This is a genomic window from Mesobacillus jeotgali, from assembly GCF_900166585.1.
Classification (GTDB): Bacteria; Bacillota; Bacilli; order Bacillales; family Cytobacillaceae; genus Mesobacillus; species Mesobacillus jeotgali_A.
This window is the reverse complement of the sequence record NZ_FVZC01000009.1, coordinates 1591600-1606310: the sequence shown is the minus strand read 5'-3', so window position 1 is coordinate 1606310 and position 14711 is coordinate 1591600. Positions and strand designations below refer to the sequence as shown.

The 14711-nt window shown below is 39.3% G+C and carries 16 protein-coding genes; 11 read left to right on the top strand and 5 right to left on the bottom strand.

The window, feature by feature from the left end:
- Positions 1-195: 195 nt before the first annotated feature.
- From B5X77_RS18115 to B5X77_RS18100, 3 genes are all read left to right on the top strand, one after another.
- Entirely contained in the window at positions 196-2355 is a 2160-nt protein-coding gene (locus B5X77_RS18115) for a PAS domain S-box protein (RefSeq protein ID WP_079509336.1), read from the top strand.
- A 147-nt stretch (positions 2356-2502) separates the two neighbouring features.
- Complete coding sequence (gene fdhF / locus B5X77_RS18105; protein WP_306807374.1) at positions 2503-4605, top strand: formate dehydrogenase subunit alpha; 2103 nt, start codon at positions 2503-2505, stop codon at positions 4603-4605.
- 391 nt (positions 4606-4996) lie between these two features.
- Complete coding sequence (locus B5X77_RS18100; RefSeq protein WP_079509333.1) at positions 4997-5761, top strand: 3D domain-containing protein; 765 nt, start codon at positions 4997-4999, stop codon at positions 5759-5761.
- Between the two features lie 42 nt (positions 5762-5803).
- Here B5X77_RS18100 and B5X77_RS18095 read toward each other — a convergent pair whose 3' ends face one another.
- Complete coding sequence (locus B5X77_RS18095) at positions 5804-6583, bottom strand: hypothetical protein (RefSeq protein WP_079509332.1); 780 nt, start codon at positions 6581-6583, stop codon at positions 5804-5806.
- Between the two features lie 152 nt (positions 6584-6735).
- Here B5X77_RS18095 and B5X77_RS18090 point away from each other — a divergent pair, with 152 nt between their 5' ends.
- Together B5X77_RS18090 and B5X77_RS18085 are read left to right on the top strand one after the other, a co-directional pair.
- Positions 6736-7491 (top strand): TraR/DksA C4-type zinc finger protein, encoded by a 756-nt coding sequence (locus B5X77_RS18090; RefSeq protein ID WP_079509331.1) that lies wholly within the window; start codon positions 6736-6738, stop codon positions 7489-7491.
- A gap of 191 nt (positions 7492-7682) precedes the next feature.
- Positions 7683-8543 carry a YihY/virulence factor BrkB family protein gene (locus tag B5X77_RS18085; RefSeq protein ID WP_079509330.1) on the top strand — a complete coding sequence of 287 codons (861 nt, stop codon included), beginning with the start codon at positions 7683-7685 and terminating at the stop codon, positions 8541-8543.
- A 220-nt stretch (positions 8544-8763) separates the two neighbouring features.
- Here B5X77_RS18085 and B5X77_RS18080 read toward each other — a convergent pair whose 3' ends face one another.
- Both B5X77_RS18080 and B5X77_RS18075 read right to left on the bottom strand, forming a co-directional pair.
- Positions 8764-9012, bottom strand: a complete 249-nt coding sequence (locus tag B5X77_RS18080; RefSeq protein ID WP_079509329.1) for a sigma-G-dependent sporulation-specific acid-soluble spore protein CsgA — start codon at positions 9010-9012, stop codon at positions 8764-8766.
- 3 nt (positions 9013-9015) lie between these two features.
- Complete coding sequence (locus B5X77_RS18075) at positions 9016-9216, bottom strand: hypothetical protein (RefSeq protein WP_079509328.1); 201 nt, start codon at positions 9214-9216, stop codon at positions 9016-9018.
- A 147-nt stretch (positions 9217-9363) separates the two neighbouring features.
- Between B5X77_RS18075 and B5X77_RS18070 the strand changes: the two genes are divergently transcribed.
- The 3 genes from B5X77_RS18070 to B5X77_RS18060 all read left to right on the top strand — a co-directional run bounded on the left by B5X77_RS18070 (position 9364) and on the right by B5X77_RS18060 (position 12556).
- A complete protein-coding gene (locus tag B5X77_RS18070) occupies positions 9364-10497 on the top strand; it encodes a zinc-dependent alcohol dehydrogenase (protein WP_079509327.1) in 1134 nt (377 codons plus the stop codon).
- A 147-nt stretch (positions 10498-10644) separates the two neighbouring features.
- Complete coding sequence (locus tag B5X77_RS18065) at positions 10645-11241, top strand: class I SAM-dependent methyltransferase (protein WP_079509326.1); 597 nt, start codon at positions 10645-10647, stop codon at positions 11239-11241.
- Between the two features lie 382 nt (positions 11242-11623).
- Positions 11624-12556: a c-type cytochrome gene (locus B5X77_RS18060; RefSeq protein WP_079509325.1), complete on the top strand. Its 933-nt coding sequence runs from the start codon at positions 11624-11626 to the stop codon at positions 12554-12556.
- Between the two features lie 232 nt (positions 12557-12788).
- On the opposite strand, the gene B5X77_RS18055 is transcribed toward B5X77_RS18060, so the two are convergent.
- Complete coding sequence (locus B5X77_RS18055) at positions 12789-13037, bottom strand: hypothetical protein (protein WP_079509324.1); 249 nt, start codon at positions 13035-13037, stop codon at positions 12789-12791.
- A 233-nt stretch (positions 13038-13270) separates the two neighbouring features.
- On the opposite strand from B5X77_RS18055, the gene B5X77_RS18050 reads away from it, so the two are divergent.
- Together B5X77_RS18050 and B5X77_RS18045 are read left to right on the top strand one after the other, a co-directional pair.
- Positions 13271-13459, top strand: a complete 189-nt coding sequence (locus B5X77_RS18050) for a hypothetical protein (RefSeq protein WP_079509323.1) — start codon at positions 13271-13273, stop codon at positions 13457-13459.
- A 124-nt stretch (positions 13460-13583) separates the two neighbouring features.
- Positions 13584-13826, top strand: coding sequence for a hypothetical protein (locus tag B5X77_RS18045; protein WP_079509322.1), 243 nt, complete (start codon positions 13584-13586; stop codon positions 13824-13826).
- 38 nt (positions 13827-13864) lie between these two features.
- On the opposite strand, the gene B5X77_RS23455 is transcribed toward B5X77_RS18045, so the two are convergent.
- On the bottom strand, positions 13865-14020 hold the full coding sequence (locus tag B5X77_RS23455; protein ID WP_176167366.1) for a hypothetical protein: 156 nt from the start codon (positions 14018-14020) through the stop codon (positions 13865-13867).
- 180 nt (positions 14021-14200) lie between these two features.
- On the opposite strand from B5X77_RS23455, the gene B5X77_RS18040 reads away from it, so the two are divergent.
- Positions 14201-14626 carry a hypothetical protein gene (locus tag B5X77_RS18040; protein WP_139378387.1) on the top strand — a complete coding sequence of 142 codons (426 nt, stop codon included), beginning with the start codon at positions 14201-14203 and terminating at the stop codon, positions 14624-14626.
- Positions 14627-14711 lie beyond the last annotated feature (85 nt).

Here is a 14711-nt window from a genome sequence, read left to right as displayed (position 1 = left end):
AAGGCAATATACCATGACAATATAAGAGAGATGAAATTGGACTAGGTTATTCTAAATATGCTGTTATATTACAATGATTATTTTTGTCAAGAGATAAAAGTGACAAGTTTATTACATATTATTTAATAACCTCTTTTATTCTTCGCGTTTTTAACATACAATCTATATGAAACTCTAAATGAGGAATGATGCTAAATGGATAATCTAGAATTATCCTTCAATCCAATATTATTGCTGGTTGCTATTTTATTGACGATCATGTCATCGTATACAGCACTGGACTTATTCAGTTTAATTAAATCTTCGGACCGAAATAAAAGATTTTTGTTTCTGGGCGGAACTTTTTCCCTTGGAATAGGAATTTGGGTGATGAATTTCTTTGGGATGCTTGCACTGAATCTCAATGGCAATATTTCTTACCGTATTCCTATTACTGTCCTATCAATAATCCTGGTTATTTCATTTACAGCGATTGCTTTCTACACAATGACTGGAAAAACAGTTAATAAGGGGAATTTGCTGGTAGGCAGTTTATTCATGTTGCTGGCTGTTATAGTGGTCCATATTCTGGGAATGTATTCAATGCGGTTAGATTTTACTTATCAGCCAGCGATTCTCATGATTGGGCTTGCACTTGTTTTTGCTTCATTTTACTTTTCCTTCTGGATGCTTTTCTTTTCCAAAAATTTTACTCAGGGTGACCATGGATGGATTAAACCCTTAAGTGCTCTCTTCGTAACTGCTGCAATTGTTGAAGGTCATTTTCTTTTAACGCGGGCTTCAATGATTGATTTAAGTAATGGCTTAGTTAAACAAAATGGTATACCTGAATCTTTGATCAGTTACTTGATTGCTTTTATTTCTATAGTGATTCTTGCTGGTTTGATAGGATCAAGTGCGCTGATCAGCAAAAGGCTTGCGGTTACTGATACCAATTTAAAAGATATTACAGACGCACTCAATATATCAGCCATTGTAGCGATTACGGATCCAAAAGGGAATATCACGTATGTAAATGACAAGTTTATTGAGATTTCCGGTTATAGTGAAGCCGAATTATTGGGCCAAAATCACTCAATTTTAAATTCAGGACTTCATTCTAAGGATTTTTTCAAAGGCATATGGAGGACAATTGGGTCGGGAAAAGTATGGAAGGGAGAAATCCGAAATAAGGCGAAGGATGGTTCTTATTACTGGGTTGATACGACGATAGTTCCCTTCTTGAACAGTAAAGGAAAACCTTATCAATATGTCTCGATTCGTTCCGACATAACTCAGAGAAAGCAGGCAGAGGCCAGCCTGAGGGAAACGCTTAAGGAAGTCAGTGATATTAATTTTGCCCTTGATCAGTCCTCAATAGTTGCTTTTACTGATGAGAAAGGCATCATTAAAAATGTTAATGATAAGTTTTGTGAAATCTCTAAGTATAGCAGAGAAGAATTGATTGGAAATGATCACAGCATTTTGAATTCTGGATTGCATTCAAAAGAGTTCTTTAAGAACCTATGGAAAACGATTGGCTCAGGGCAGGTATGGAAAGGGGAAATCCGTAATAGAGCGAAGGATGGCTCCTTTTACTGGGTTGACACGACGATTGTCCCTTTTTTGAATGAAAATGGGAAGCCGTATCAGTACCTTGCCATCCGTAATGACATTACCGAGAAGAAAAAATCGGAAGAAATGCTTCACCGCCAGGATAAGCTTGCAGCTGTAGGACAGCTTGCGGCAGGTGTGGCCCATGAAATCAGAAATCCTCTTACGAGCATGAAAGGATATGCTGAATTCTTGCAGTTGGATGAAACCGATCCACAGCGTCAGGAGTTTATCGAAATCATCCTGGATGAAATTGATCGGGTAAATAACATTGTAGAAGAGTTCATGGTTCTTGCCAAACCGAAGGCTGTCGAACTCGAGGAAAAGAACATCATCCCGATTGTTCAAAACGTTGTTGCAATGCTTAAATTTGAAGCTAGAAAGAGAAATGTCAAACTGGAATTTGAAGCGCCTGATGAAATCATCCAGATTGAATGTGATGAAAACAGGCTTAAACAAGTCTTTCTGAATTTCATTAAGAATGGCATAGAGGCAATGCCTGATGGTGGAGATTTAAAAGTTAAAACAGAAATCCAGGATGGTAATGTCCTCATTTCCATAAAGGATACAGGTGTAGGAATCCCTCCAGAGACACTTAAGAAAATTGGGGAACCTTTCTATACCACAAAGAAAAACGGCAATGGTCTTGGTCTTATGGTCAGCTTTAAAATCATCGAGAGCCATAATGGCAAGGTGTATATTGAAAGTGAGCAGAATAAAGGAACAACGTTCAAGATTATGCTACCAGCAAAAATTGCATAAAGGAAACATTAGGGAGGCAGAATTTTTGTTCTGCCTTTTTTTTGACCAAATTGTAGAAAGAAAAGAAAATATATGTCGATAAAATGTTGGTAATATGACAAAAAATTCTGTTGGAATTCATACATCGCCAAGAAAAATTAGACTAATATGAAAGTAGGGATTGTATTAAAAGAAACCGGAGGGAATGCTATGTCATTGATTAGCCAGATTAGAACTGTATGTGGTTATTGTGGTACAGGCTGCGGTTTGATTGTAGAAGTGGAAGATAACAAGATAGTAAAAATCAGGGGAGATAAAGAAGCGCCCGTGAATAAAGGGCAGACATGCGTGAAAGGGGCATTTGCTTATCAATATGTCCACGCACCAAAAAGATTGAAGACGCCTATGATCAGAAAAGCTGGAGAACTTGTCAAAGCAACATGGGATGAAGCTTACGATTATATCGCAAGCCGATTATCAGATATAAAAATGGAGTTTGGGCCAGAAGCAATTTCTTTGTTTGCTTGCGCAAGAACTACTAATGAATCCAATTATGTTACACAAAAGTTTATGAGAGCTGTCGTTGGGAGCAATAATATTGATGGTTGCAATCGAACCTGACACGCTCCTAGTGTCGCCGGTCTGGCGACTGTTTTTGGAAGCGGTTTCCCGACGAATACCTTAGATGACATAGATGAAGCAGAAGTTTTATTGCTTATGGGATCAAATACGACCGAGGCACACCCGATTATTGGCAATCGAATAAAAAAGGCTGCCAAGAATGGCCTGAAAGTGGTGGTAATAGACCCTAGAAGGATTGATATGGTCAAGTCCGCCCATAAGCATCTGCAGATTAATGTAGGTACAGACATAGCATTGATCAATGCAATGATTCGAGTCATCATAACAGAGAAATTATATGACGATGGATTCATCGGCAGAAACACTGCTGATTTTGAAGCCTTGCTTACAAAGGTTGAACGTTATACCCCTGAATATTCAGCAAAAATCACTGGTCTCACCGCCGAAGATATCATCGAGGTGGCAAGGCTGTATGCAGCCTCAAACCGTTCAATGATCGCCTACACACTTGGGATCACCGAGCATCATTGCGGGGTAAACAATGTGTTTGATATCGCGAATCTCGCCCTGCTCACTGGTCATATTGGAAAGCAAGGATCAGGCATCATGCCTTTGAGAGGACAAAATAACGTCCAGGGTGCGGGAGATATGGGTTGCTTGCCTAACCAGCTGGCTGGTGCAGTCAGTTTGCTGGATGAAAAATACCGTTTGCGGTTCGAAAACGCATGGAATAGGCAAATCAGCCGAAAAGTTGGAGATACCCAAACCAGGACCTTAGATAAAATTGTAACAGGAGAGATCAAAGCATTATACTGCATTGGAGAAAATCCACTAGTCGCAGACGTTCACATGAACCATACCAGAAGCTTATTGGAGAATCTAGATTTATTAATCGTCCAGGATATATTTATGACAGAAACGGCTGAAATGGCTGATGTAGTCCTGCCAGCCAAATCATGGGGAGAGGTAGACGGTACTTATACGAATACAGATCGGAGGATACAGCGAGTCCGAACCGCTGTTGGGGCACAGCCAGGGGTGAAAGAAGATTGGGAAATTCTTTGCGAGCTTTCATCAAGGATGGGCTATGAAATGAAGTACAGCTCCAGCGAAGAAATATGGAATGAAGTGCGCGAACTTGCCTGGGAGATGTATGGAGGAATCTCATACGAACGTCTGGAGAAGGAATACGGAATCCACTATCCTTGCCCAGACGAAAATCATCCTGGCACGAAAATCCTTCATGAGCGATTTCATGTGGATAAGGAAAATAAGCAGCCATCCAGCTTTGTGCCAGTTGAATTCACACCGCCGCTTGAACTTCCTGATGAGAAATATCCTTTCACCCTGACAACCGGCAGACGATATGAATCATATAATACACACACACAGACTCGGCATTATGCACCAGGAGTCAAAATAAAACAAATGGAAGAAACATTGGACATTCATCCTGAGGATGCCTCGCGTATGAATATTAACGATGGAGAACTTGTGAGGGTAAGTTCACGCAGGGGAACACTCGATGTAAAGGTTAAAATAACTGAACAAGTTGTTCCAGGGCTTGTTTTCATGAGCTTTCACTGGTCAGAGGTTCCAACAAATGTCCTTACATTAAATGAATATGACCCTATCTCTGGTACAGCGGAATTCAAGGCATGTGCAGTGAAGATCGAAAAAATTGCCTAACTAATGCAAAACTCCCCTTATTTGTAGGGGGGTTTATTTTTTTGAATGAAAAAATTTAATGACTGGGCCAATTCCGCATTTATATAGTACATCTGTTACGGTGGATATTTAAAAGTTTAATGTCATGAAAAGTAGATTTATTTATCCAAAATACATCTGTTCGCTAAGGAAAAATTAGGTGCACCTAGAATATATTGGGATAATTTTCAAAATAAATAGGAATCCCTGATATGAATGACTCATGTTATCTGAATATTCTGGATAAATGACATGTTCCCGTTATAATTCTGTTATTCTCGTAATCCAATTTAAATGTGCTTGTTCTTTTTCTCCGGAAATTCTATGTTACGATAATTCACGTGATAAAAATTAGCCGATGGGAGGCAAACAAATGAAAAAGTCATTATTATCTTTGGTTGCAGCTGCGGCAATTTCTGGAGCTGCCGGAACTCAAGCACAGGCAGAGGAAATCGTCGTACATAAAGGAGATACACTATGGGGTATATCAAAAGAATACGGCGTATCAGTAGATTCACTAAAAAAATGGAATAAACTTTCAAGTGATGTTATTCACCCAAATGATTTATTAGAAGTATCTCCTATTAAGTATGTTAATGTTAGAAAAGGAGATACTCTCTGGAAGATTTCAAAAGCTTATAACGTGTCAGTGAATGATCTTAAAGAGTGGAATAAATTATCTTCGGACCTGATCCGTCCTGGAATGAAACTGGCTGTTTATACTGATATGCCTGTTGAAATGAATGTCGAAAAAACTTCTGCAGCCAAGCCGGCAGCTACACCGGTTGCTACACCAGTTTCCGCACCGGCGGCAAAAACAACCACTGCAGCAAAGCCTGCAGCTGCGGCGAACCAAATAACTGTTGAAGCGACAGCATACACTGCGGATTGTGCGGGATGCTCCGGCATCACTAAGACAGGAGTCAACCTGAAGGCCAATCCTGATGCGAAAGTTATTGCTGTTGATCCATCTGTGATTCCGCTAGGTTCAAAAGTTCATGTCGAAGGCTATGGCTATGCAACTGCTGAGGATATCGGCGGAGCTATCAAAGGGAATCGTATAGATGTGTTTATCCCTACCCAAAGTGGTGCAACTGAATGGGGCAGGAAGCAAGTAAAAGTAACAATTTTGGATTAAATTTTTTAAAAAAGGAGGAATGGCAATTTGCCAATCCTCCTTTTATTTTTCCTGATTTTTTTCTGTCTTAAACATTTTGCCTTTTATTATTTTCTTTTGGGTAATATTAGGCATAATAAGTCTTAAGAAAAAATGTGTCATTTTTGAATATTGATTTTCAATTTTTTCCAGAATTTCATTTGCTTTTGTGGAGAAAGAAGTTCTTAATTCACTTAACTGATTAGAAATTCCTTCCCCTACAGCATCCTGCTTGCCGAGCTGCTCCATGACTGTCTCATGGAAAACTCCTTGCAAGTCAATATGCCTTGCCATCATATCTTGCAGCTCTTCCTGTTTTTGAGCTTGAATGACAAGAGCATTGGTGACATCCTCATACTCGAGCAGTTTTCTGTTTAATTCCAGGATCATTGATTGCTGGCATGCAAGCTGGTCTAATATGGCCTGGCTTGTCAGTTCCTTATTTATATATGCCTTTGAAAATTGATCATGCAAGGCTTCCAGCTTCATTAATTTGTCATCAATGCCAGAAGTGGATTCCTTCTGCTCATATATATTTGCAATCACCTTTTCTGATAAATTTTCTTGTTTAGTCAGGGAGGCAATCAGCTGATGGAATTGTTGAAATTGTTCCTTCCTGTTTTGTTGCAGCGTATTATCAAATTTTAAAACACCATTTGACAATTCCTGATTCAGTTTTTGCTGCTCATTCAATACCTCATGAAGGTAATTTAAACGAAATTTCTCCTGGTTATCCGGTTTTGCAATATCCTCAGTTTTACTGAAAACATGTGGTGATAGAAACCCGTTGTCGATTAAAGGCATAGGCATCACTCCATTTTAAATGTTTTCCTACATACTATGACTTCAGGCGAAAAAGTGGTACTTGCGGGAAAGATAACACTTATTACCGTTAATTAAATATAGGGTAATGCAGCAAGCTAAGAGAAACCGTTACTATGAAAGGAGCACCTAAAATGCTTACAAGCGGGCAATTAAGGGAACTTCAGGCAGATCTGATTAATAACCAAAAAGAACTCGAAGCTCATCTCGATGCGAATGACCATTTTGATTTAAGAAGCGGGCATGCTCATGAATCAACGGGAGAGCTATCAAGTTATGATAACCATCCCGGTGATGAGGGAACCGAGTTATATGAACGCGAAAAAGACATTGCACTAAACGGACATTTTGAATACCAAATTAAAAATATCGATCTGGCATTACAGGCTATCGAGAAAGGAAGCTATGGTAAATGCGGAGTCTGTGGAAAGGACATTCCCTATGATCGTCTAAAAGCAGTGCCTGAAACAAGGTTCTGTGTCGAGCATACCCCAGACAGGACAGTTTCGCATAACAGGCCAATCGAAGAAGGTGTACTTATGCCCCCATTCGGGAAATTCGATCTGGATAACAAAGATGAAAACGTCGCATTTGATGCAGAGGATTCGTGGCAGGAAGTATCAAGCTGGGGAACTTCAGAAAGTCCTTCTGATTTCATGAAGCCGCAAGACCATTATAATGATACTTATATTGAATCAGAAGAAAACATTGGTTATGTAGAGGATTTTGAAAACTTTGTCGGTAACGATATCACCGGCAAAGAGATAACCGTATACCCGAATAAACAGCATGATAAATATGAGGAAGAGTTGGATAGGGAGGGAATCATGACCTCTTTTGGTGACCTGCCAGCATACGAACATGATCCTTATGTAGAAGAGGACAAATAATTAGCGTGGATATCGCTCTCTAGGTTTAATAATCAAGAACAGTTGAACCAAATAACTAGATCCAAACTAAATCAGTTTTAATTTAAAAAGACCAGTGATGGTCTTTTTTTCATTTTTTTATTCATGATTAAAACATCGCAGGAAGGGGAAAAGACAAGCATATTGTTAAGGAGAAAAGAGGTGGACCTTAAGTGAAAGAAAAAGTGATATTCTATGGAAAAAGTTTGTTTGAAGAGCTGAAAAAAGACAGGGCAACCGGACTTGCTGCCCAGCAGGCATATTATTATATGCTGGCATTGTTTCCGATGCTGATTCTGTTGATTGCCATTGTCCCTTACCTGAATATAGATCCACAAAAAGCAATCAATGTTGTCAATCAATTATTGCCAAAAGAATCTGCGCAACTTTTAAGGGACAATGTTGTCAAACTTGTCAGTGAGCGGAATGGCGGCCTTCTTACTTTCGGTATCATCGGGACGATTTGGTCCGCATCAAACGGAATGAATGCCTTCATGAAAGCGATGAATATTGCCCTTGATGTAAAGGAAACAAGATCCTTCGTCAAAGCAAGATTAGTATCGATTTTACTGACTATCGGCTTGATTCTATCGGTAGTAGTAGCTCTATTGCTTCCTGTATTTGGTAATGTCATCCTCGATACAGTTCAGACAATTATTTCTATTCCTGAACCTTTTGATATCATTTTCAACATTCTTAGATGGGTCATCGGAATCGTTGTTATGGTGGCAGTTTTGACAGGTTTGTATCGAATCGCTCCAAACAAACATTATCCATTTAAACATGTCCTGCCAGGAGCAGTTTTCGCCACTATTGTCTGGCAGTTGATTTCACTGGGGTTTTCATTTTATGTAAGCAATTTCGGCAATTACTCGGCCACTTACGGAAGTTTAGGCGGAGTTATTGTCTTAATGCTATGGTTGTTCCTGACAGGCCTGGCACTTGTGCTTGGAGGAGAAATCAATGCGATCTATCATAGAGATAAGACGGGCGAGGAGCCAATTGATGAAGATACCGCTTCAGCAAAAGGATAGGAAAGAGGCTGACTCAAAGGGTTGAATTACCCCCTTAGAGTCGCCTCGTTTTTTTTTATGCGGTTTTGGAGAGGCCCTGCAGTAAGCCTAGTGCCTGCAACGGAAATAAATGGACCATTTACCAGCCATTCTAAAAAGAAAGAGGGTGTCCCAAAAGTTTTTACCTTTTAGGGTACCCTTCATTGTATTTATAGCGATAATGAGTGAATTCTTAATGTGATCAAAGCAACTCATAAACTTCGTTCAGCTGTTGTGCGCGTTTTTCATCTGATTCATTATTAGCATATTCAATTGCTTCAGGAAGGATTTTATTTAAAAATTCTATCTCTTCCATAGTCAGGTCCCTGACAAAATCACCTTCCGAAGGGTAGTTCCCTTTTTCTAACCTTTGATAGATTTTTCTGCTGAGCGGATATGTCTCAGTATAATTAGATACTATTTCGCGAAGATAGGCTTGTGTTTTTTCCATTGTTTACTCCTTGAAAAATTCATTGAATTGTTCCGAATCTGTTATTTGATCATTCTTGTAATAAGGGTTTTCTTCAGTAACCTCACTTGGGTCAAGATTTGTTTTAATGACAAGTTGCGGGCCGGTTGCCGGTTCAGCAATAATCCTGTCGGTCATCTCCTTGAAGTCGGGAAGATTCTTATTTCCAGGTTGTTTTGGTTCCATTCATAAACACCTCCATTTTATAAGTTGCTTTATTGCATGATCATTTATGTATCGAGCTAATTATTGGTAAAACTTCCAAACATGTTTTTTTCCAATAGTAAAAGGGAACTTTTAAAAATGTACTTAATAGGAATGGGGTGGAGAATTTTGAAAGCAGTTACGTACCAGGGATCTAAAGACGTACAAGTTAAAAATGTAGAAGCGCCGAAAATTGAGCATGAAAAAGATATGATTGTCAAAATTACTTCAACGGCCATTTGCGGATCGGACCTCCATCTATACCAGGGGAATATGCCGTTGCGTCCAGGCTATATCATTGGCCATGAGCCAATGGGAATAGTTGAAGAAGTAGGCCCGGCTGTCCAAAGTGTGAAAAAGGGAGACAGAGTCGTTATTCCTTTCAACGTTTCTTGTGGAGAGTGTTTTTTCTGTCAAAACCAGATGGAAAGTCAATGTGATAACACAAACGAATACAAGGATACCGGAGCATATTTTGGTTACACCGAACAGTATGGAAACCATCCAGGAGGACAGGCAGAGTATTTAAGGGTACCTTTTGCAGATTTCACTTCGTTCGTCGTACCTGAATCATGCGAGCTTGAAGATGAATCGTTATTGTTTCTATCAGATGTCATTCCAACAGCCTGGTGGAGCGTAGAGCATGCCGGTGTAAAAAAAGGGGATACAGTTATTGTCCTTGGAAGCGGACCAGTTGGATTGATGACTCAGAAATTTGCCTGGATGAAAGGGGCAAAAAGGGTCATTGCTGTTGACCACCTTGACTACAGGCTCATGCATGCCAGGAAAACCAATAATGTGGAAATTTTTGATTTTACACAGCAAGATGACCCTGGGAAATTCCTTCAGGACTTGACAAATGGCGGGGCTGATGTGGTCATAGATTGTGTTGGAATGGACGGAAAGAAATCGGTAGTGGAAAAAGTGGAACAAAAATTGAAGCTTCAGGGCGGAACTCTTTCTGCACTGGAAATTGCCCATACCGCTGTACGTAAATTTGGTACGGTTCAAGTAACGGGAGTATATGGACTGCGATATAATATGTTCCCGCTTGGACGTTTTTTTGAACGAAATATCACAATGAAAATGGGGCAGGCCCCGGTAATTCATTACATGCCAAAACTATATGATATGGTAGTTAATGGCGAATTCGACCCTACTGATATCATAACTCACAAAATACCTCTTGATGATGCAGCTAAAGGGTATGATATTTTTAACGACAGAAAAGACGATTGCATAAAAGTTGTTCTAAAACCCTGATTAAACGTGTAAGACAGCCCCTGCCAGGCTGTCTTTTTTCTTTTTACCTAATTATGTTCCTATCTCGTTTTCACGAAAAGAATTGATTGGCTAATTAGAGTTCTTTTTATATATAATTAGGAAAACAAACTGTGAGGAGCTTACTTTGTGGCAAAATTATTCGCTTTTTTTTATGACATGTTAATGAGTCCACTTGAAAAAAGATGGATTGCCCGTGTGAGGAAAAAGATCATCACTGATCTTGAGGGGGAAATACTTGAAATTGGTACAGGTACCGGAGCCAATTTTCCTTACTATTCAAAAGAAAAAGTGGACAGGCTTGTATCTGTGGAACCAAATCCATTCATGATTGATCAAGCAAGAGACAGAGCTCTAGAAAATGGGCTAAAAGTGGAATTCCATAAGGGAATGGCCGAGACACTTCCGTTTAAGAATGGAGAGTTTGATACTGTTATAGCGACGCTGGTTTTATGTTCTGTAGAGGATCCACACAAAGTATTCAAAGAAATAAAAAGGGTCTGTAAACAGGGAGGAAGGATTGTCCTGTTTGAACATGTAAGGACTGAATCCCGCTCCCTGGCTTCCCTGCAGGATTTTCTAACCCCTGCATGGAAACACCTTTGCGATGGTTGTCATTTAAATCGTAATACTGGACGATATATGAGAGAGTCGGGAATAGAGATAACAAGGGAAATGAAATATTTTAAAGGGATTTTCGTGGAATTAGAAGGAATAAATCGATAAAACAAGAAACAGGGACCTCCGTAATTTCTTCACATTCTTATAGCATCAACTGCATGGTAATGTTGAAAGAAGGATGGAAGGTCTTGACTCATTAACGATGAACAGGAACCAACAGATCTTGACAATGAAATTGCCGATGATGGTGCAGACCCAGAAATATAAATAGCCTTTAGGCGTGCATATTGCCTGGGCAAGATCATTCATTACAGGATCTGTATTTTTATGAAAATGGGAAGGAGGAACTGGAGAAATCCAGTTCCTATTTTTATAGTATTCATTATTTATACATATTTAATAGAAAAAACATCGTTGTAAATATACTATAATGGGTATATAGGAAGTGGGTTGTAAACTTCAAATTGCTACATAAGGAGGAAATATATTGAAGCACAGTCTTGCAATTATTATTGGATTTTTAATCACTGGATCATTATTTGTCGGCTGGAAAATAAGCCAGGATTTAGGGCCAGCTGAAACAGCTACAGCACCTCAGCAGTCCAAGGGTGACAGCAGCAATGTCATTGAATTCAATCCGCCCAGCATGGAAAATGTACCGGAAGGACCGTTGGGAGAAAGCATTAAATATGGGTATGACTTAATGATGGAAACCAATAAGGTTGCCGATGAGTACGTAGGAAATAATTTGTCCTGTGCAAGCTGTCATGCGAACGGAGGAACAGTCAAGGAAGAAGCCCCTATGATTGGGCTGACTGCAGTTTATCCGGAATACAGGCCGCGTGAAGGTGAAGTGTACACTCTCGAAGACCGAATTAACGGGTGTATGATTCGCAGCATGAATGGCAAGATGATACCGGAAGACAGTAAGGAAATGAGAGCTATGATCGCATATTTACACTATATGTCTGAAGGCGTCCCTGCGGGGTCTGAAATTCCATGGAGAGCTCAAAAAGAGCCAAAGCAATTCCCTGTCCCAAGTATTGAGGATGGTGAGAAGGTTTATGCCCAATCTTGTGCAAGCTGCCATGCAGGAGATGGTGGGGGAACCGGCAGCAACACGGGACCTGCTGTCTGGGGTGAGAATTCTTTTAATGATGGAGCTGGAATGTCACGATTGACTAAAATGGCGGGATATGTTCAAAAAAATATGCCAAAAGGACAGGGAGGAACATTGACTGACCAGCAGGCAATCGATGTAGCAGCATATATTCTTTCGCACGACAGACCAGAATTCGAAGGGCATGAAGGAGACTGGCCAAAAGGGGGCAAACCTGCAGATATCATGAATAAAGAAAAACGTGAACAAATTAAAAATGGAAGCATTGATTGGGAAGAAATAGTTTCGATAAAGGAGTAAAGTAATGATTAACCCAGCACCTCTAAACAGGTTCTGGGTTTTGTTTATATCGCTGGCCTTTTTAAAAGCTTTCCACTGCCCTGTTGGAAGGATATAAACAAACCGATGAACTCGATCTGATGAGAAAGGAAGCAGCCAACCTTGTTATGGAACTGTAAAGCCATTTTAAAACTCTCTTGTTTTCAATCTTAAAAGCTTTTCATTTCACCCTAATGTTATTTCAAAAAACTTCTCATTCTCTGGCTCTATCGAAAACTTTCCTGAGGCGGTAGCTATCCAGTGTCCCAAGTTCAGTGTTGAGCAGCCATTCCATTTCTTCCAAAGACTGTTTTGTGACAACAGGGTCACTTATAGCCCAGTTTACAGTATAAACAAAATAGTAATCTTTGATTTGCCTGAATAATACTGCGGAGTTAGGAAACTCATCAAAATGAGCTTTTATATTATATCTTTTGGTATAGGACCATTTTGTCAATTTCATTGCCTTCTCCAGTTCTTTTTAAAATCCTCAACGAACTATGAATTTATGGTTTGTTTATAACTTACCCTGAGAGTAGGGTGCAAAAACTGTATCTTGGTGTTTTAAGCCGTTGAAATGTGTTAAAATAGAGTGCGTTGCTGCAAAGTTAGCGACATATATCTACATAATATCAGATTGCTAGCACATAGATAGTGATTTTTGGAGTCAAAAGGATTTGGAGGGAAACCAGCTATATGAATGAAGCCCAGAGAATTCAACTCAACGTGAGAGTGTCCAGAGAAACTTCGGACAAACTAGATGAAATTGTGGAATACTATCAGGATAATACCAAAATCGGCAGGATATACAAAGGCGATGTTTTGACGGATATTATAGAAAAATCATATGAAATAATGCTTAAACAAAAGAGACTGAATAGATAATAAATAGTATGACAAATTGTCAAGAGTAAATGTGGCAAAATAGTGAACAAAATAGTTGCGTTAATCAATAATTAATCGTATTATTTTAATAATCTGATAATAAACGATAAGGTGGTTATTGATTATGATGCGAATGGCAATTGCAGGTGTAGCCGGCTTTGTCCTTGTGTTCATTGAGTCATATATTGTCATGGTACTTAAACAGTATGAAACGATTGATTTTGGGGGCATAGCCCCGTTTGTCAGCGTCTGGACCATGAATTTCTTTCTTGTATTCTCCATCCTGACCCATATTAAATTTTGGTATGAAGAACGTGAAACCCAACGGGAAGAAGAAGCTGCAGAAAGAGACAGGTTCATTAGTTAATCCATAAAAAAAAGAAAGGCCGATCAGCCTTTCTTTTTTTATGGATTCGATTGTTCATTCTTCATATGATCACGTTCTGCCTCTTCAGCCGCGATCCTTAATTCCTGATAAAATAATTGATCATTGCAGACCATGCTGTGTTCCTGATTATTTTCCTGGTCAGGGCTTTTCGGGTCATTGTGCTCATTCTTCATATATTAATCCTCCTTTCATCATGCCTTTCTATATGTTTACTTTCCCCTAATGGAAAAAATCATGCAGAATCTCTGCATTTCAAAGTATTTTACCAATCACTATTTTTAATACTAAAGAATATTATTAACAAATGCAGGCTTGGGAAGACTATTCCTACACCAAGGAGGGACGAGTTGCGCATGATGGAATCAATCTACTTTTATGATGACCAGAAGCAATTCTTACGGATTGAATTTTACACGGCTTCCAAGAAAACATCATGGGAAGCATATGTTTTCGACGATTCCTGGAATGATGTCTATAGCAGTGCTTCCTCCATTTCTGAGAATGTGGAGGCAGCAATAATATTTGCTAAGGAAACTATGGGGATTGCGGGCAGGGCTGCTGTATTAGTAAATCTGCTGTCCGACGATTTGCTTAGTGAGTCAGTCAATTTATCTTTATTTCATTTGCAGGCTCTGCTATATGTATCAATCATTATGGTAGAAGGGGATTATGCACCATTAGAAAAAATGGGATTTGCAAAAGAAATAACACCTGGAGGAAGAACAGTTTATTATCTATCTTCTGAAGAAGCTGAAGGGAACTCGTGCAGATTTTTATAAGATTTTTCGCAAAATGACTCCAGATGATTGCAAGCAAACAAATTATTGTCTGAAAAGCCTTTTCTTGTTGAAAGGGCTTTTTTTA